Genomic DNA, 17,281 nt, shown 5'->3' with positions numbered 1-17,281 from the left:
AAGGGGTCCCCATGAAAACCTCCACCCGTGTATGTGTCATCGGCGGCGGCGTTGTCGGCTGCTCGGTCCTCTATCACCTGACCAAATTGGGTTGGTCCGATGTCATGCTTCTGGAGCGGTCCGAGCTGACATCGGGATCAACATGGCACGCCGCGGGCGGGTTTCATACGCTCAATGGCGACACCAACATGGCGGCCCTGCAAGGCTATACGATCCGGCTTTATAAGGAGCTGGAGGAGATCACCGGCATGTCCTGCGGGCTGCATCACGTGGGCGGTGTCACCCTGGCCGACAACCAGGACCGGTTCGACATGTTGCTGGCCGAGCGGGCAAAGCATCGCTTCATGGGGTTGGAAACCGAAATCGTCGGACCCGAAGAGATCGCGAAGATTGCGCCCATCACCAATCTCGAAGGCATCATCGGGGCGCTTTATGATCCACTCGACGGGCATCTCGATCCATCGGGGACAACGCACGCCTATGCCAAGGCAGCCCGTATGGGGGGCGCCACGATCGAAACCCATTGCATGGTGCAGGAGACCAACCAGCGCAGCGACGGCACATGGGACGTGGTGACCGACAAGGGCACGCTTCACGCCGAACACCTGGTGAATGCAGGCGGTCTCTGGGCGCGGGAAGTTGGCGAGATGGCGGGCGTCTACTTCCCCCTGCACCCGATGGAGCATCAATATATCGTCACAGACGATATTGCCGAGATTTACGAGCGCGGGCAGGAACACCCTCATGTGATGGATCCGGCGGGTGAAAGCTATCTCCGGCAGGAAGGGCGCGGCCTGTGTATCGGCTTTTATGAACAGACCTGCCGGCCCTGGGCCGTCGATGGCACGTCGTGGAATTTTGGCCACGAGCTGCTGCCAGATGACTTTGACAAAATCACGGAAAGCATTGATTTTGCTTACAAGCGCTTCCCCGTTCTGGAAACGGCGGGGGTCAAGTCGGTGATCCATGGACCGTTTACTTTTGCCCCGGATGGCAACCCGCTGGTCGGGCCGGTCCCGGGCATGCGGAACTACTGGTCGGCCTGCGGCGTGATGGCGGGCTTCAGCCAGGGCGGCGGTGTCGGTCTGACGCTTGCGCAATGGATGATCGAAGGCGAACCGGACCGCGACGTGACGGCGATGGATGTGGCACGTTTCGGCGACTGGATCAGCCCGGGCTATACCCTGCCCAAGGTGATCGAGAACTATCAAAAGCGGTTTTCGGTCGCCTACCCCAACGAAGAACTGCCTGCGGCGCGGCCCAACCGGACAACGCCGATGTACGACATCTTTTCCCAGATGGGCGCCGTCTGGGGCCAGCAATTCGGGCTTGAAGTGGTCAACTACTTTGCCAAAGACGACGAACCAACCTACGAGACGCCGTCATTCCGCCGGTCCGATGCCTTTGATGCAACCGGTCGAGAGGTGCGCGCTGTCAGAGAGAGCGTCGGTATCAACGAGGTGCATAATTTCGGGAAATACCGCGTGGCCGGACCCAATGCCCGGACCTGGCTGGACAGGGTCATGGCGGGGCGCGTCCCCCAACCCGCACGGCTGAGCCTGACCCCGATGTTAAGCCCGAAAGGAAAGCTGATCGGCGATTTCACCATCTCCTGCCTGTCGGAACGCGAATTTCAACTGACCGCGTCCTACGGCAGCCAAGCCTATCACATGCGCTGGTTCGAACAGCAGCGCGAGGATGGCGTGTCGGTGGACAACATCTCTGACAAGCGCAACGGGTTCCAGATCGCCGGCCCCAAAGCACGCGACGTGCTAAAGGCTTGCACCCGCCAGAACGTTGCGGACATGGCCTTTATGGACGTGCGACGCATCACCGTGGGGATGACCGATTGCATCGTTCAACGCGTCTCCTACACCGGGGATCTGGGCTATGAAATCTATTGCGATCCAATGAGCCAACGGCAGCTTTGGTCAACGCTCTGGGCTGCCGGCGAACCGCACGGGATGGTGCCCTTTGGCATGCGCGCGATGATGTCCCTGCGGCTGGACAAGTTCTTTGGCTCCTGGCTTTCAGAGTTTTCCCCGGACTACACCGCAGCGGAGACCGGGCTTGACCGGTTCATCAGCTTCAAGAAAAACGTCGATTTCATCGGTCGCGCCGCGGCAGAGGCGGAGCGCACCACCGGTCCGGCGCGCAGATTGGCAGCTTTTGAGGTGGACGCCAACGGAGCCGACGTGCAAGCCTATGAGCCGATCTGGCTGGACGGGGCCGTGCAGGGCTTTTGCACGTCGGGCGGATATTCGCATTTTTCCCGCAAATCCATCGCCCAGGGGTTCCTTCCGACAGACCGAATTGCAGACGGATTGGAGGTCGAAATCGAAATCCTTGGCGACATGCGCCGCGCCAGCCTGATCACGACACCTCTTTTCGATGCGGACGGGGCGCGGATGCGGGGCTGAGTTATCGCGCGACACCTGCTAAGACGGGATCATGAGTGGTTCCGTATCCGATATTCCGGTCATTGTGCTGGCCGCCGGCGGCTCGACCCGCATGCGGGGGGCTGACAAATTGCTGGAAGACGTCGACGGCGAACCGCTGGTGCGTCGGCAGGCCCGCATCGCACGCGCTGTCACCACGGGGCAGGTCCTCGTCGCGCTGCCGCCGAAGCCGCATTCACGCTATGCGGCGCTGGACGGTTTGGATGTGACACCTCTGGAAGTTCGCGCCGCAGCGGAAGGGATGAACGCCTCGCTCAGAACGGCCTTCGGCGCCTTACCGCCGCACGCCGCAGCAGCCATGCTGGTTCTGGGAGACATGCCAGACCTCACCGAGAATGACTTGAGATGTGTCCTGCATCAGATTGATCTCAAAGAGGAAACCTTGATCTGGAGGGGCGTGACGGAAAGCAATCGACCAGGCCACCCCATCGTCTTCGCGGCCGCCCTTTTCCCGCGTTTTGCAGACCTAAAGGGTGATGGTGGCGGCAGGGAGGTCGTGGCCGCTGCGCAGGGCCGCATCTCGCTGATCCCCCTACCCGGCGACAGGGCGCGTCTTGATCTGGATACACCGGAAGACTGGGCGATGTGGCGGGCTCAACGACAAAGCACGTAAGCGTTCTTGCTGCCCGGAAAGGGTCTGGCACATGAAGGGCAGATCATTGTTTCCCAATCGACAACGATCGTGCATGAACAAAGGTGTTTAAGTCGAAAAACGGGACGGCAAGCCGTCCCGTTTTCCTTTCCCGCGCCCCCGATCCGCGCGGTGAGCTGCATATTCGGGGTGACCGACGTGGATCAGTTCATCAACAGATGCGCTTCGTGCTTTTTCAAAGAGCGGCGGGCCGAGTTGTAAGCCGCCACACCTTCCGGTGTCTTGAGCTCCGGGAAGAGTTCAAAGATCTCGTTGCGCTGTGCATCGCCGACACCCGCGAGTGTTTGGTCACCTGGCTGGAAGCTTTCTGTCCATGCGCCATCCGATAGAACAACCTCGTGCTGTTCGAACATGAAGTGGATGTATGTCACACCGGACACCTCAACCACATCGACCCCGTCAAGACCAGTCAGATGCTTGGCAGCGACCAGAACTTCCCGCTCTTCGAAGTAGAGGGCCGTCTTGTCGTTTGCCACCAGGACCCGGTGATTGGGGCTGACCATCATGTCACGCTCTGGCAGACCGTTGCCAAGCGCGCCCGCGCGGATCAGAACCGGACGCAGATGCTCTGCCTGCACCAGCTCCTGCCCGGTCAGCGCACGCTTTCCAAGCCAGCGGATGTCCTGAATGCCGTTGTCGCGCGTGATCACGCGATCCCCGATTTCCAGATCCTCCACACGCCGCTCGCCCGTCGGGGTCGCGATCATGGTGCCCGGTGTGAAACAGGGGATCACCGTCTCGATGTTGATGAATTCCAGCGTGCCGGTGGCGTTGCCGTCTTCGTCAAAGAAGGTGACCGTTCCGTTTTCAGGGTTATCCGAGCTCAGCTCAACCGTGAGTGTGCCGTTCGGGTTCTCTGCACCAGCCGCACCGCGAAGATCCAGCGTATCTTCGTCAATGCCGCCTTCGCCCCCGTCGATGAAGTCACCGGCATTGCCGCCAAGGAACGTGTCGCGGTCATCGCCGCCGGACAGGGTATCGACACCCTGCCCGCCTGTGATCACGTCATCACCGGTTCCGCCATCGATACTGTCGTCATCGATACCGCCATCCAACGTGTCGTTGCCGGCGCCCCCGATGATGGTGTCGTCATCATCCTGACCGAAGACGAGGTCATCGCCGGCGCCTGCGTCGATGAAATCCAGGCCGTTGCGGGTTTCGGGATCCGGATCGCCATCGCTGCCGTCATCGCGGATGTTGAGCCCATCGGGAAAGACCGGGTCGAGACCACCATATACGGTGTCATTTCCGGCCCCCGCCAGAATGCTGTCCGCCCCTTCCCCGCCGATGACAAGGTCATTGCCAGCGCCTGCATTGATCGTGTCCGCATCAATGCCGCCGTCGATCTGGTCATTACCGGTTCCGCCATCAATCAGGTCGGCGTCGTCGCCGGTCGAGATGGTGTCGTCACCCGCGCCGCCCATGACGGTGTCACGGTCATCATCTGGGTCGGTATCCGCCGGGACAGGCGGAACGTTCGGATCGGTGCTGGTGTAGCCCGGGAAGCCCAGATCAGGCAGCGGAACGCCACCGGCAGACGTATCAATCACGTCGTTGCCCGCACCACCATCGACTTCGTCGCTTCCGTCGCCTGTGTTGATGGTGTCGTTTCCTTCGCCCCCGTCGACGTCATCGTCGCCAGCGCCGGAATCGATGGAGTCGTCGCCGTCACCGGCATCGACAATATCGTCATCCGGGCCTTCGCCAGGCAAGATCGCGTCGCCACCATCAATGATATCGCCGTCAGGATCGCCGGTATAGCCGGTGTCGATCGTATCGTCGCCATCTGTCCCCTCGACGATGCCATCCCGTGCCGTCGGCAGCAGGATTTCTTCGATTTCCGTGAAGGTCATCGTGCCGGTCGGGTTTCCGTCACCGTCCAGGAACTCGATTGTGCCGGACGTGGAGTTGCCATCCGCATCAGGCGTCTGGCTGGCGATCCGCAACGGACCTGCATCGCGCAAATCCAGGACGTCGAAATCGTCACCGGTCTCACCGCCATCAACCGCATCGCCTGCATTGCCGCCCACGATCACATCGCGATCCGCGCCGCCGTCGATTTCGTCCGCGCCCGCACCGCCGGTGATCGTATCGTTGCCGTCGCCGGCGCGGATGATGTCATCATCCGGTCCTTCGCCGGGCAGGATGGCATCGCCGTTGTCGACGCGGTCGCCATCGGGATCACCCGTATAAGTGATGTCGATGTTATCATCGCCATCGGTGCCAGACACGATTCCGTCGCGACCACTTACGCTGAGTTTACCATCATACACAGCGACGGAATCGATCTTGCCTTCAAAAAACTTGAGGTACTCGTCATCAACATTCTCACGCGCGCCAATCGAGAAACTAATCCCGTCATTGCCGCCAATATCCATGTCCAGACCGGTCTGAGAGATCGCAATCGTCTCGGTCGTGTCCGTGGTCAGGTTTTCCACGATGAGCTGGCCGCCATCCGCGGACGACCATTCATACGTGACGCGGACGGTATCGTCGGGCACCAGGATCGGCCCGGTCGATTCCTCGATCGACACACCATTCGCCGCGTGGGTCACGACGACAGAGCCGTCCTGATCGACGCGGATTTCAAAATAGCCTTCGGTTGCCGCGTCGAAAAACTGACCGCGGTTCACCACCGTCTGGAACGTGCCGTTGGTGTTGTCTGTCTGCGTGAACTCAGCAACGATCGTCCCTTCGGAGAGATCAAAGGGATCGTCATTGCCCGCGACATCGAAACGGTCATCTTCGCCGTCGAGGCAAAGCTGACCGGACGTTACGACCGCCCCGTTTTCCAGAAAGCCGTTTTGAGCAAAGCCATCGTCGAGGCCGGTATCGTCGGTTTCGCCACCTGTCAGGAAATCCCAAAAGCCAATCAGGTTCGCGATCGGCTGTGCATCACCGGGATCGTTCAATTCGTCCTGTTCCATCGTTCTCTCCTATGCGGTGCCCGAAGGCACCTTTCCGCAAACCCGCGGTTACTCTTTCAAATACCCCACAGAACGATGTCAGCGCGTCGGGCGACCAACAAACCTGCACGACTGGAAAACGAGTGAGTCTGGGCCAATACTTGGCCGAGCGGTGCAGAGACCATCCCTCTGACCGGCATTCAATCGCCACATGCCGCGAAAAGCAGCGTGCGAATGCAACTCTCCCGCATCCCCTTAGATGCGCAAATGTGCAGTCGCCCCCGTGACCTACAGACATCGCCCCCCAGTTGGGCTGTCACCTGCATACCCATCACAGACGGGCGGACAAAGGAAAAAATGTCCGAAAAAGCACAAGGTATCGACGCCAAGTCGCGTCAGCCTTGTCACATTTTTGAAAAACACGCTTAATAGCGGCGCGGATTGTTTCCCCTAAATCCACAAAATATGCGGAACTCCTGCGCGATAATACCGATATTTCGAAAACTCACGCACCGCCCAGAAAGCCGCCGTTCACATTTCCGAAACAGTTAAGCTGTTCACAAAAACAAGATGACGCCGCCATTTCCCTGGCGACCTTACGTCACCCTCGTTCTCGATACGGAACCAATGCATGTTTTTTGCACACACTGACCACCAATAAATGCAAAAGTTATGGCAAAAAAGCGAATCGAATGCTGCACAAAAGCTCGATTCGGCTGAACCCCGGAGAAACCACGCCAAATTGCCGCCACCTAGACGGCATGTTTTCGCTGACAAGTCCTTGCTGAAATTTGACGGCAAATTTTCGCTTACACGACTCGCGGTCTCAATCGGGTGAATTTTGGGGAGGCTGTTGGTACCCAAGGCCGGACTCGAACCGGCACGCCCGCAAAGGCGGGGGATTTTGAATCCCCTGCGTCTACCATTCCGCCACTTGGGCCTCTCCTGTCGTCTACCCAAGCCCTTTGCCAAGGTCCAGACCGAAAAGTTGATGCGCGCTTGACCTGACCCCAGGCACCCGTGCAGAAGCGAACGCAAAAAGAGAGCAGTTTGATGATCCGAGCCCTCTATGATCGCACCCTCGCCTTGGCTGAGCATCCACAGGCTTTGTGGTGGCTCGCCTTTATTGCGTTTCTGGAAAGCTCGGTCTTTCCGATCCCGCCCGACGTTCTGATGATCCCCATGATCCTCGCACGCCCATCGCGTGCCTGGTTGATCGCCGGTGTGGCCTTGATCGCATCGGTCCTTGGCGGGCTGCTGGGCTATGCGATCGGCGCGTTGGCCTATGAAAGCGTTGGACACCCCATCCTTTCGGCACTTGGCAAGGCCGATGCGATGCTGGCATTCAATGCGCGCTTTAACGATTTCGGCTTTTGGGCCGTGCTCACCGCTGGCATCACGCCGTTTCCCTACAAGGTGATCACCATCATGTCGGGCTGGACCGGGATGCCGCTGGCGACCTTTGTCGCCACCTCCATCCTGGCCCGAGGTCTTCGCTTCTTTATCGTCGCCGGTCTGCTGTGGCGCTTTGGCTCACCCATCCGTGACTTCATCGAGCGCAGGCTGGGTCTTATGTTTACTCTGTTTGTCGCGCTTTTGATCGGTGGTTTTGCGGTGCTTCGCCTCTTATGACACGCTCCCAACTCATCACGCTGGCTGCGTTCGGCTCGGCGGCGTTGCTGCTGGGCGCCTTCGCCTTCCAGCATTTGGGGGGACTCGCGCCCTGTGCGATGTGCATCTGGCAGCGCTACCCGCATGCCGTGGCCGTTATCTGTGCTGGACTGGCCCTCCTGCTGGGCGGGCGCATCTTCCTGATGCTGGGCGGTCTGGCCGTCGTCGCGACCGGAGGCATCGGCGTCTATCACACCGGGGTCGAACGGGGATGGTGGGAAGGCCCCAGCACCTGCACGTCTGGCCCCGTCGGCGATCTTTCAACCGACGAGTTGATGGACCAGATCATGGCTGCGCCCCTCGTGCGCTGCGACGAGGTGCCATGGGAGCTGTTAAGCCTGTCCATGGCAAGCTGGAACACCCTTCTGTCTCTGGGCCTCCTGGCGCTCTGGCTTCTCGCCCTGCGCGCGCCCGCCCGCTAGCGTCCGGCAGACTTTCGCGTGGCCAGAAGAAGACTGGTCTCGCTTGTCGTGACACCGTCCATCTGACGGATCCGGTTCAGAACCTTGTCGAGCGCTTCCAGCGTTTCGGTCCCCAACTCGACGATCAGGTCCCACCGTCCATTGGTTGAATGCACCGCGCGCACATCCGTCAACCCATGAAGCTGGCGCAGGATCCGGTCCGTACCCCGGCCTTCGATACCGATCATCATCAGACCCCGCACAGGATCGGTGAGCACATCCTCCTTCATCACCACGGTGAAGCCCAGGATATCGCCCCGTTTGACCAGCCGCTCGATCCGCGCCCTGACCGTTGTGCGCGACATCTGCAGCTGAATCGCCAGCTCTGAGAGAGATGCGCGCGCGTTTTGCCTGAGCGCACCCACCAGCCGCTCGTCCGTTTTGTCCAATTCTATTCCCCAATTCGCACAGAATTGCCGCATTCTGATCAATCGAAGCTCTTTGATGCAACCCAAATCGTCGCGATATCTGTGCAACCCTATGATTGAGCGAGCCCTGCCGACATGACCCCGGAAACCTGCATTTTGATCGGAGCACCCGTTGACAGCGGAAAGCGCAGAACCGGCTGTTTGATGGGGCCAGATGCCTACCGCACGGCGGGCCTGGCCGATGCGTTGCGCGATCTCGGCCATGCCGTGCGCGATACCGGCAATCTCACCGTCGCCGATCATGCGGCGGATCGCGACGGCGATCATCCGCATGCGCGACATCAGACGATCGGATGGACCACCCGGCTCATCGCGGCTGCGGAACAGGCGATGCATGATGGCATGCCGATCTTTTTGGGCGGGGATCATGCCCTCTCTCTGGGCAGCGTCGCGGGCGTCACTAACTACGCGGCCTCTCTGGGCAGACCGCAATTCGTCCTTTGGCTCGACGCTCATGCAGATTTTCACACACCGGAGACCAGCACTTCGGGAAACCTTCACGGCACCCCGCTGGCCTATGTGACCGGTCGTACGGGGTTTGACGGCTTTCCGACCGTGCAACATCCAATCCCGGAGGAGCGGATCTGCATTCTGGGCCTGCGATCCGTCGATCCCGAAGAACGGGCCGCGCTGAACACAACCGGGATCCACCGTCATGACATGCGCGAGATTGACGAGAACGGCATCGCGAAACCCCTGGCCGCCTTTCTGGATCGCGTCAAAAGTGCCAATGGCCTGCTGCATGTCTCGCTGGATGTCGATTTCCTTGATCCAGTGATCGCCCCCGCGGTCGGTACGACCGTTCCCGGCGGCGCCACGATCAGAGAGGCCCATCTGGTGATGGAGATGATCCATGACAGCAGCCTTATGAGCTCCCTCGATCTGGTTGAGCTGAACCCCTTTCTCGACGAACGCGGCCGCACGGCGCAGGTCATGGTGGATCTCGCCGCCTCCGCGCTCGGCCGCCGTGTTTTCGACCGCCCCACCCGGGCCTATTCCTGAGATCTTCGATGCTAGAACCCTCTGACAAAGCGCTCGTCCCCTTCGTATCCGTCGATCACATGATGCAGCTGATCCACCGGATCGGCCTGCCTGACATGTTGCGTGGCCTTGCAGACTATGTCGAAGCCGATTTCAAACGGTGGGAGCTCTTCGACAAGACCCCGCGCGTCGCCAGCCATTCCGCGGAGGGCGTGATCGAGTTGATGCCGACCTCGGATGGCGCGGTCTACGGGTTCAAATACGTCAATGGTCACCCCAAAAACACGGCCGAAGGCCTGCAAACCGTCACCGCCTTTGGCCTTCTGGCGGATGTTCCCACAGGCTATCCGGTGCTGCTGAGCGAGATGACGCTTCTGACCGCGCTCCGCACGGCCGCCACCTCCGCGATGGTTGCAAAGCATCTCGCGCCCTCTGGCGCCAGGACGATGGCCATGATCGGAAATGGCGCACAGTCAGAGTTTCAGTCCCTCGCGATGCAGGCAATCTGCGGCATCGACACGATCCGCCTTTACGACACCGATGCAGACGCCACCCGGAAATGTGCGGCCAACCTCGCCGGGACGGGCCTGCGGATCGTCTCCTGCGCAACAGCAGAGGAGGCGATGGAAGGGGCCGAGATCGTGACCACCTGTACGGCTGACAAGCAATATGCGACGATCCTGACTGACAACATGATCGGCCCCGGCATCCATATCAATGCCATCGGCGGCGATTGCCCGGGCAAGACCGAGCTGGCCCCGGCGATATTGCAGCGTGCGCGGATCTTCGTCGAGTACCCGCCCCAGACCCGCATCGAGGGAGAGATCCAGCAGCTCGACCCCGACCATCCGGTCACCGAGCTTTGGCAGGTGATCTCCGGCACCACGCCCGGTCGCCGCGCCGCCACCGACATCACCCTCTTCGACAGCGTTGGCTTCGCGATCGAGGATTTTTCGGCCCTGCGCTATATCCGCGACCAACTGGCCAATCATCCGCTCTACCATCCGCTTGATCTGCTCGCCGACCCGGACGACCCCCGCGACCTCTACGGAATGCTTCAGCGCGCCCGCCCATAAATCGGCGCCGCACACGCTCTCAGGCTGCCCCGCCACAGATCATATCGGGCTCACATCTCAACCAGATCCATAAAAAGAATGCGCCGCAAGGCGCTCCGTTTGGCAACACCCGGTCGCTTACGCTTCCAGTTCAGCATCCCAGTACAGGAAGTCCATCCAGCTTTCGTGCAGATGGTTCGGCGGGAACTTCCGCCCCATGTTGCGCAACTCCTCGGCGCCGGGCTGGCGGGGCGGCTTGCGCAACGACATGCCGGCACGTCTCAGCGACTTCGATCCCTTGCGCAGATTACAGGGGCTGCAGGCGGCGACCACGTTCTGCCAGCTTGTCACCCCCCCGGCCGAGCGGGGCACGACATGATCGAAGGTCAATTCCCCCTTCGCTCCGCAATACTGGCAGCGAAACTCATCCCGCAAAAACAGGTTGAACCGCGTGAACGCAACTTTCTTCTGCGGCTTGACGTAATCCTTCAGCACCACAACCGACGGGATCCGGATCTCTGTCGAGGGGCTGCGCACCACCTCGTCATATTCCGCAACGATATCGACCCGATCAAGCCAGGCCGCCTTGATCGCATCCTGCCAGGGCCAAAGCGAAAGCGGGTAGTAGGAGAGTGGCCGGTAGTCGGCATTCAGCACCAACGCCGGATGATGCCTCAGCGCGCTGGGTTCGCGTACAAACTCCGTCCTGAAATCGCCGTCCATCGTTACGCCGTCCTCGCCCTGCCTGCCTGTCCTTGGCACCAGAGCGGGGAACCCCGCCCCAGCTTGCCTCGACTATATCTCGTGTCCGTCATCGGGCAAGCCCCATAATCTCGACGAGCTGTCGCAGATCAGATAGGCCGATTCCGTGACAGGTCCATGACACTTATCCACAGTCCGCTTGCCCGGCGGCCCGCTTTGCGCCAAGAGCAGCCCATGACGCGACTGATCCTCTTCAACAAACCCTATGGCGTACTGTCGCAATTCACCGACAAGGGGACGGCGGACAGTCCGCGCGCCACCCTTTCGAACTATGTCGACGTGCCGGATGTCTATCCCGCCGGCCGGCTGGATCGCGACAGCGAGGGCTTGCTGCTTTTGACCGATGACGGCGCGCTGCAGGCCCGGATCAGCCATCCCCGTCATAAGATGGCGAAAACCTACTGGGTGCAGATCGAAGGTCTACCCGGGGCCGCGGCACTCGACGCGCTGCGCGCGGGCGTATCCCTGAAAGACGGGCGGACCCGCCCCGCAGAGGTCCGGCAGATCGCCCCACCGCCGGGTCTTTGGCCACGCGAGCCTCCGATCCGGGTGCGCAAGTCCGTACCGGATTGCTGGATCGAACTCACGCTCTCCGAGGGCCGCAACCGTCAGGTGCGCCGAATGACAGCCGCTGTGGGTCATCCCACGCTCCGCCTTATCCGGGCCCGCATCGGCGATTGGAGCATGAACAACCTCCTCCCTGGCGCATGGCGCGATGCGCCGCCGCAACCGCGACGACGCCCAAAAGGGCGAAGGAGCGGACCCGCCTAAAGTCCCAGCTTGTCCCGCATGAAGGCCAGCGCCACGCTCAGACCGTCCGGCGCGATCCCGTGGCCCGTCCCTTTCATGATATGCGCATAGACATCCTGGAAACCCGCCTTTTGCAACGCCTCCGCCGCTTCGGGCAGCGATTGTGCGGGTACGACATCGTCCGCATCACCGTGCACCAGCAGAACCGGCGGCCGCACCTTGACCTCGTCTTCCAGCAACTCGGGCTCCAGCAAGCGACCGGAAAACGCCACGATCCCCGCAACCGCATCCTCGCGCCTTGGTGCGACATGCAGGCTCATCATCGTGCCCTGGGAGAACCCGAAAAGCACGACCTGTTCCGGCAGAAGATCCTCATCCACCATCAACGCGTCAAGAAACGCGTTCAGGTCGTCGACCGCCGCGCGCATGCCGCGCGCCGCCTCCTCTTCCGACGAATTGTCGATCCATGGGATTGGAAACCACTGAAAGCCGAACGGGGCCCCGGCGCAAGCTTCCGGCGCATCAGGCGCAACAAAAAGCGTATCCGGCAAATGCTCTCCCAGCGGATCGGCCAGCCCCAGAAGATCCGCTCCATTTGCACCGTAGCCATGTAGAAACACCAGCGCTGAACGTGTTTCCCCCGAAACCGGGTCCTTCCGGCCGGCATTCAAAACCCGTGTCATCTGATCCCTTCCCTGTCCTTGGCCACGCGGTAATAGGCCCAGAGCAGCCGTGCTGCAACCGACCGCCAGGGCGACCACGCCTCCGCCAGCTCGCGCAAGGCCCGCTCCTTCGGGCGATCGGGCAGATCGAAGAGAATGCGGGCTGCCTCCTGCAGCGCCAAATCTCCGGGAGCAAAGACATCCGCGCGGCCCAGCGAAAACATCGCATAGATCTCCGCCGTCCAGATCCCGATCCCCGGCACATCGACAAGGGCCGCGATCACCTCCTCGGTGGGCATGTCGCGCAAGGCTGAGTAATCGATGCGCGCATCGGCCAGCGCGCGGGCATAGCGGATTTTCTGACGGCTCAACCCGACCGCGCGCAAATCGTCATCGCTGGCCCAGAGGATCTTGCGCGGCCCCGTCAGCCGTGCCGCGCGCATCCGGTTCCAGATCGCATTGGCAGAGGCAACGCTGACCTGCTGGCTGACAATCGCACTCAAAAGCTGGGCAAAGCCGTCCGGTCTCAGCCGCAGCGGCAACGGCCCGGTCTGGGCCAGCGCCTCCGCAAACCGCGCATCGCGCGCGGCCAGCCATGCCGCGCCTTCCGCCACGCAGTCCGGCCCCTCGATCCGCCGCCCGATCATCCGATCCATATTCCCCCCTTCGCTAGCTCCTGTCAGCCTAGACCGCGGACTGCGACGTGCAAGCCGCTTGTCCCCGCTGAGGATCGGAGATACGCAACATTCATGAGCACGCAGACAGACACACGCGCCAAACGCAACGTGGCCGTTCTGGTTGCCGCGCAGGCGGTGCTGGGCAGCCAGATCACCATGATCTTCGTGGTCGGCGGCCTTGCCGGTCAGCAGATGGCCCCGCTGGTCTGTCTGGCCACGCTTCCGATCTCCCTGATCGTGTTCGGCTCGATGACCACGGCGCCGTGGCTCAGCACCGTGATGCAGCGTTTCGGACGGCGGTCAGGATTTCTTCTGGGCGCGGCGGGTGGTCTGATCGGTGCGGCGATTTCAGCCTATGCCCTGATGCTCGAAAGCTTCTGGCTCTTTGTCGCTGGCAGCTATCTGACTGGCATCTATATGTCCGCGCAAGGCTTTTACCGTTTCGCCGCCGCCGACACCGCGTCGGACGCGTTTCGGCCCAAGGCGATTTCCTATGTGATGGCCGGCGGTCTGGTCTCCGCCATTATCGGTCCTCAACTTGTCAGCCTGCTCAGCGGCAACACCCCAGACGCCACGGTGATGCGCTTTTTCCCCGTCTATCTTGCGGCGATGGGCCTGAACGTTCTGGGAATGCTGTTCTTCTTCCTGCTGGACATTCCGAAACCGCCCGCCCCTTCTGCGGATACACCCCGTGGGCGCAGCCGCTGGGAGCTCTTGACGACACCGCGTATCGCCGTCGCCGTGATCTGCGCGATGGTGTCCTACGCGCTGATGAACCTGGTCATGACATCGACCCCTCTTGCCGTCGTGGGGTGCGGGTTTGGCGTCGCGGACGCCTCCAACGTGGTGACCGCCCATGTGCTGGCCATGTTCGCGCCGTCCTTTTTCACAGGACACCTGATCGCGCGGTTCGGGGTCGAGCGGATTGTGGCAACAGGATTGTTCATTCTCGCCTGTGCCGGTGCAGTGGCCCTGCATGATGTCGAACTCTTCAACTTCTTCATCGCGCTGATCCTTCTGGGCATCGGCTGGAACTTCGGTTTTATCGGTGCAACAGCCATGCTGGCCGACGCGCACACGCCTCAGGAACGCGGACGCATGCAGGGTCTGAACGACCTGCTGGTCTTTGGCGGCGTCACCTTTGCCTCCCTTGCATCGGGCGGCCTGATGAACTGCTCCGGCGGCTCCCCGGTCGAAGGGTGGACCGCGGTGAACCTCGCCATGGCGCCTTTCCTCGCACTTGCGGGCGGGTCTCTGATCTGGCTCATGCTACGACCGAAATCCGCGCCAGCATAATAGGTACTGCCGCAGACGCGTATCGGGGTTTCAGCCCGCTCCCGGCCTGAAGGTAACGTCACCTCCAACGTTCTCAGGTGAGGAAAAACGGGCTACCAACGCCCGCTTGCCGCCTGCCACATGAGCGAGAGGCGTTTGCGCCCATCGCTTTGGGCAAGCGTGCCCGCAGCAACCGCCTCAGGGGTCTTGAGCGTTTTGCGTAGGATCGATCCCGTTTGCCAGGCCGCCAGCAGCGCCGGCCGGGCTTCGGCAGAGATTTTACCGCGGTTTCTGCGCGCACGTGTCAGGCGATCAAGACCATCGCGGGCAAGCAGACGCAGCCCTGCCGGTGTACCATCGAGGAGCGGAATGCGGCCCCGCGCCTCCAACTGCGGCAGGGCGCGCAGCCAGTTGGCCAAGCCCATCGCGTATCCAAGATCCCGGACAGTCGTTTCATCAGCCGCGCCCAGGCTCGCCGTCGCGACCCAAAGAAGCGTGCCCGCGCTTTCGGCAAGATAGGTTTCGAAATGATCGGCATCCTCGAAGGGATCCTTGTATATGTCCCAACGACGCACCGAGACAGCTGTATCAAGCGCCTTGGCCAGGTCCGGCGACAGGATTTCGGCGAGCGGGGTGACAACTTCATGCCGTCGCGGAGCGGCTCCGGTTGCGATCTCCTCCAAAGCGTCGCGCCACCATTGCAGGCGCATCTCGGCGATCATCGGTTCTTCGGTGACCCAGGGTGCCCGCGCGACCTCCACATTAAAGGCATAAAGCGGGAAGAGGACCCGGCGTGTCGCGACAGGGGCTGCCATCACCGCCATGAAACGGTCGGGATCGCCGCGCTCGACGATCCGGGCACAGGCTGTCAGATCAGCACCGAACGTCACGGATAAGTTTCCACTCGATCGCGTCGAGCAGGGCCTCGAATGAGGCGTCCACTATGTTCGCCGACACGCCGACCGTGGACCAGCGCCGCCCCTGCCCGTCTTCGCTGTCGATGATAACGCGGGTCACAGCCTCGGTGCCGCCCTGCGTGATACGCACCTTGAAATCGACAAGCCGCATATCTTCAAGCGTGGCCGAATAACGGCCCAGATCCTTCGCAAGCGCCTTGGACAGCGCGTTGACCGGGCCACGGTCGCTGCCGACCTCATCCAGCGACTCGCTCACCGACAGCTTCTTTTCGCCATCGACTTTGACGACAACGACAGCCTCCGACAGGCTCACCATCTGGTTGTATTTGTTCTTGCGGCGCTCGACTGTCACCTTGTAGCGCTTGACCTCGAAGAACTCCGGCAATTGCCCCAATTCGCCGCGCGCAAGCAGCTCGAACGAAGCCTGCGCGGTGTCGTAGGAATAGCCCTGCGCCTCGCGTGTCTTGATCCGGTCCAGAATGCGGCCCAACGCATCGCTGTCGCCCAGATCCGTCAGGCCAGCCTCTGCCAGGCGTTTGCGCAGGTTCGACTGCCCCGCCTGGTTCGACATCGGGATGATCCGGGCATTGCCAACGGTAGCCGGATCGACATGTTCATAGGTGGCGGGGTTCTTGAGAATGGCGCTCGCATGCAGGCCCGCCTTGTGTGCAAAAGCGGACGCACCCACATAGGGCGCCTGTTTCATCGGAACGCGGTTGAGAATGTCGTCAAGCATCCGGCTGATGCGGGTCAGATCCTCCAACGCCTCCAGGCTGACGCCGGTCTCTAACGTGCTGGCGTAAGGCTCCTTGAGCAGAAGTGTTGGGATCAGCGAGGTCAGGTTGGCGTTGCCGCAGCGCTCTCCCAAACCGTTCAGCGTGCCCTGGATCTGCCGCGCACCGGCATCCACGGCGGCCAGCGTACAGGCCACCGCGTTTTCGGTGTCGTTGTGGGTGTGGATGCCAAGCCGATCGCCCGGGATGCCTGCCGCGATCACCTCCGAAACGACCCGCTCGACCGTCCCCGGCAACGTGCCGCCATTGGTGTCGCACAGCACCACCCAGCGGGCGCCTGCATCCAGGGCCGCACGCAGAGCGGCCAGCGCATAGTCCGGGTTCGAGGCATAGCCATCGAAGAAATGCTCGGCATCGAAGAGCGCCTCACGTCCGGATTTCACAATATGTGCAAAGGATTGCGCAATGTTGTCGAGGTTCTCATCCAGCGAAATTCCAAGCGCTTCGGTCACATGGAAGTCATGCGATTTGCCCACCAGACAGACCGACGGTGTTCCCGCATTGAGCACCGCGGCAAGAACGTCGTCATTCGCGGCCGAGCGGCCCGCGCGTTTGGTCATCCCAAAGGCGGTCATACGGGCGCGGGTTTCAAGCCCCTGCTCGAAAAAGGCGCTGTCGGTGGGGTTCGCGCCGGGCCAGCCCCCTTCGATGTAATCCAGCCCAAGCGCCTCGAGCGCTTGGGCGATTTGCACTTTCTCGGCGGTGGAAAACTGCACACCTTGCGTCTGCTGGCCATCGCGCAGCGTGGTGTCGTAAAGCGTCAGGCGTTCTCGGATCATTTAGCCCTCGCTTACTGAAAAGTTGGAAAGCAAAGCTGGTTTCGATGTCGCA

The 17,281-nt window shown here is 61.4% G+C and carries 15 protein-coding genes and 1 tRNA gene; 8 read left to right on the top strand and 8 right to left on the bottom strand.

The window, feature by feature from the left end; genetic code table 11:
- Positions 1 to 11: 11 nt before the first annotated feature.
- Positions 12 to 2,420: an FAD-dependent oxidoreductase gene (locus CFI11_RS10535; protein WP_130405699.1), complete on the top strand. Its 2,409-nt coding sequence runs from the start codon at positions 12 to 14 to the stop codon at positions 2,418 to 2,420.
- A 31-nt stretch (positions 2,421 to 2,451) separates the two neighbouring features.
- Positions 2,452 to 3,072, top strand: coding sequence for an NTP transferase domain-containing protein (locus tag CFI11_RS10530; protein WP_130405697.1), 621 nt, complete (start codon positions 2,452 to 2,454; stop codon positions 3,070 to 3,072).
- A 182-nt stretch (positions 3,073 to 3,254) separates the two neighbouring features.
- Here CFI11_RS10530 and CFI11_RS10525 read toward each other — a convergent pair whose 3' ends face one another.
- Positions 3,255 to 6,038 (bottom strand): Hint domain-containing protein, encoded by a 2,784-nt coding sequence (locus CFI11_RS10525; protein WP_130405695.1) that lies wholly within the window; start codon positions 6,036 to 6,038, stop codon positions 3,255 to 3,257.
- A gap of 833 nt (positions 6,039 to 6,871) precedes the next feature.
- Positions 6,872 to 6,957 (bottom strand) — tRNA-Leu (locus CFI11_RS10520).
- A gap of 113 nt (positions 6,958 to 7,070) precedes the next feature.
- On the opposite strand from CFI11_RS10520, the gene CFI11_RS10515 reads away from it, so the two are divergent.
- Together CFI11_RS10515 and CFI11_RS10510 are read left to right on the top strand one after the other, a co-directional pair.
- A complete protein-coding gene (locus CFI11_RS10515; RefSeq protein WP_130405693.1) occupies positions 7,071 to 7,649 on the top strand; it encodes a YqaA family protein in 579 nt (192 codons plus the stop codon).
- A complete protein-coding gene (locus CFI11_RS10510; protein ID WP_130405691.1) occupies positions 7,646 to 8,110 on the top strand; it encodes a disulfide bond formation protein B in 465 nt (154 codons plus the stop codon). Before CFI11_RS10515 ends, CFI11_RS10510 begins: the two co-directional genes overlap by 4 nt.
- Here the strand turns inward: CFI11_RS10510 and CFI11_RS10505 are convergent.
- The gene (locus CFI11_RS10505) at positions 8,107 to 8,538 is read right to left on the bottom strand and encodes an Lrp/AsnC family transcriptional regulator (protein WP_130405689.1); all 432 of its coding nucleotides are present in this window, start codon (positions 8,536 to 8,538) and stop codon (positions 8,107 to 8,109) included. The two genes, CFI11_RS10510 and CFI11_RS10505, sit on opposite strands and share 4 nt — an antisense overlap.
- 114 nt (positions 8,539 to 8,652) lie before the next feature.
- Between CFI11_RS10505 and rocF the strand changes: the two genes are divergently transcribed.
- Positions 8,653 to 9,579: an arginase gene (gene rocF, locus CFI11_RS10500; protein WP_130405687.1), complete on the top strand. Its 927-nt coding sequence runs from the start codon at positions 8,653 to 8,655 to the stop codon at positions 9,577 to 9,579.
- A gap of 8 nt (positions 9,580 to 9,587) precedes the next feature.
- Complete coding sequence (locus CFI11_RS10495; RefSeq protein WP_130405685.1) at positions 9,588 to 10,634, top strand: ornithine cyclodeaminase; 1,047 nt, start codon at positions 9,588 to 9,590, stop codon at positions 10,632 to 10,634.
- A 117-nt stretch (positions 10,635 to 10,751) separates the two neighbouring features.
- Here CFI11_RS10495 and CFI11_RS10490 read toward each other — a convergent pair whose 3' ends face one another.
- Positions 10,752 to 11,336, bottom strand: a complete 585-nt coding sequence (locus tag CFI11_RS10490) for an HNH endonuclease (protein ID WP_130405683.1) — start codon at positions 11,334 to 11,336, stop codon at positions 10,752 to 10,754.
- A 213-nt stretch (positions 11,337 to 11,549) separates the two neighbouring features.
- Here CFI11_RS10490 and CFI11_RS10485 point away from each other — a divergent pair, with 213 nt between their 5' ends.
- Positions 11,550 to 12,146, top strand: coding sequence for a pseudouridine synthase (locus CFI11_RS10485; protein WP_130405681.1), 597 nt, complete (start codon positions 11,550 to 11,552; stop codon positions 12,144 to 12,146).
- Here CFI11_RS10485 and CFI11_RS10480 read toward each other — a convergent pair.
- Both CFI11_RS10480 and CFI11_RS10475 read right to left on the bottom strand, forming a co-directional pair.
- On the bottom strand, positions 12,143 to 12,808 hold the full coding sequence (locus CFI11_RS10480) for an alpha/beta hydrolase (RefSeq protein ID WP_130405679.1): 666 nt from the start codon (positions 12,806 to 12,808) through the stop codon (positions 12,143 to 12,145). The two genes, CFI11_RS10485 and CFI11_RS10480, sit on opposite strands and share 4 nt — an antisense overlap.
- The gene (locus CFI11_RS10475; RefSeq protein WP_130409987.1) at positions 12,805 to 13,434 is read right to left on the bottom strand and encodes a DNA-3-methyladenine glycosylase; all 630 of its coding nucleotides are present in this window, start codon (positions 13,432 to 13,434) and stop codon (positions 12,805 to 12,807) included. The genes CFI11_RS10480 and CFI11_RS10475 overlap by 4 nt, the downstream gene beginning before the upstream one ends.
- Before the next feature lie 102 nt (positions 13,435 to 13,536).
- Between CFI11_RS10475 and CFI11_RS10470 the strand changes: the two genes are divergently transcribed.
- Positions 13,537 to 14,760 carry an MFS transporter gene (locus CFI11_RS10470; protein ID WP_130405677.1) on the top strand — a complete coding sequence of 408 codons (1,224 nt, stop codon included), beginning with the start codon at positions 13,537 to 13,539 and terminating at the stop codon, positions 14,758 to 14,760.
- Between the two features lie 92 nt (positions 14,761 to 14,852).
- On the opposite strand, the gene CFI11_RS10465 is transcribed toward CFI11_RS10470, so the two are convergent.
- Both CFI11_RS10465 and cimA read right to left on the bottom strand, forming a co-directional pair.
- Positions 14,853 to 15,629 carry a squalene/phytoene synthase family protein gene (locus CFI11_RS10465; protein ID WP_130405676.1) on the bottom strand — a complete coding sequence of 259 codons (777 nt, stop codon included), beginning with the start codon at positions 15,627 to 15,629 and terminating at the stop codon, positions 14,853 to 14,855.
- Positions 15,613 to 17,229, bottom strand: coding sequence for a citramalate synthase (gene cimA / locus CFI11_RS10460; RefSeq protein ID WP_130405674.1), 1,617 nt, complete (start codon positions 17,227 to 17,229; stop codon positions 15,613 to 15,615). The genes CFI11_RS10465 and cimA overlap by 17 nt, the downstream gene beginning before the upstream one ends.
- Positions 17,230 to 17,281: the final 52 nt, after the last annotated feature.

The sequence above is a fragment of the Thalassococcus sp. S3 genome, from assembly GCF_004216475.1.
In the GTDB taxonomy this organism is placed as follows: domain Bacteria; phylum Pseudomonadota; class Alphaproteobacteria; order Rhodobacterales; family Rhodobacteraceae.
Note: the sequence above shows the minus strand (reverse complement) of the source record. Positions and strands in the feature narration are given on the sequence as shown.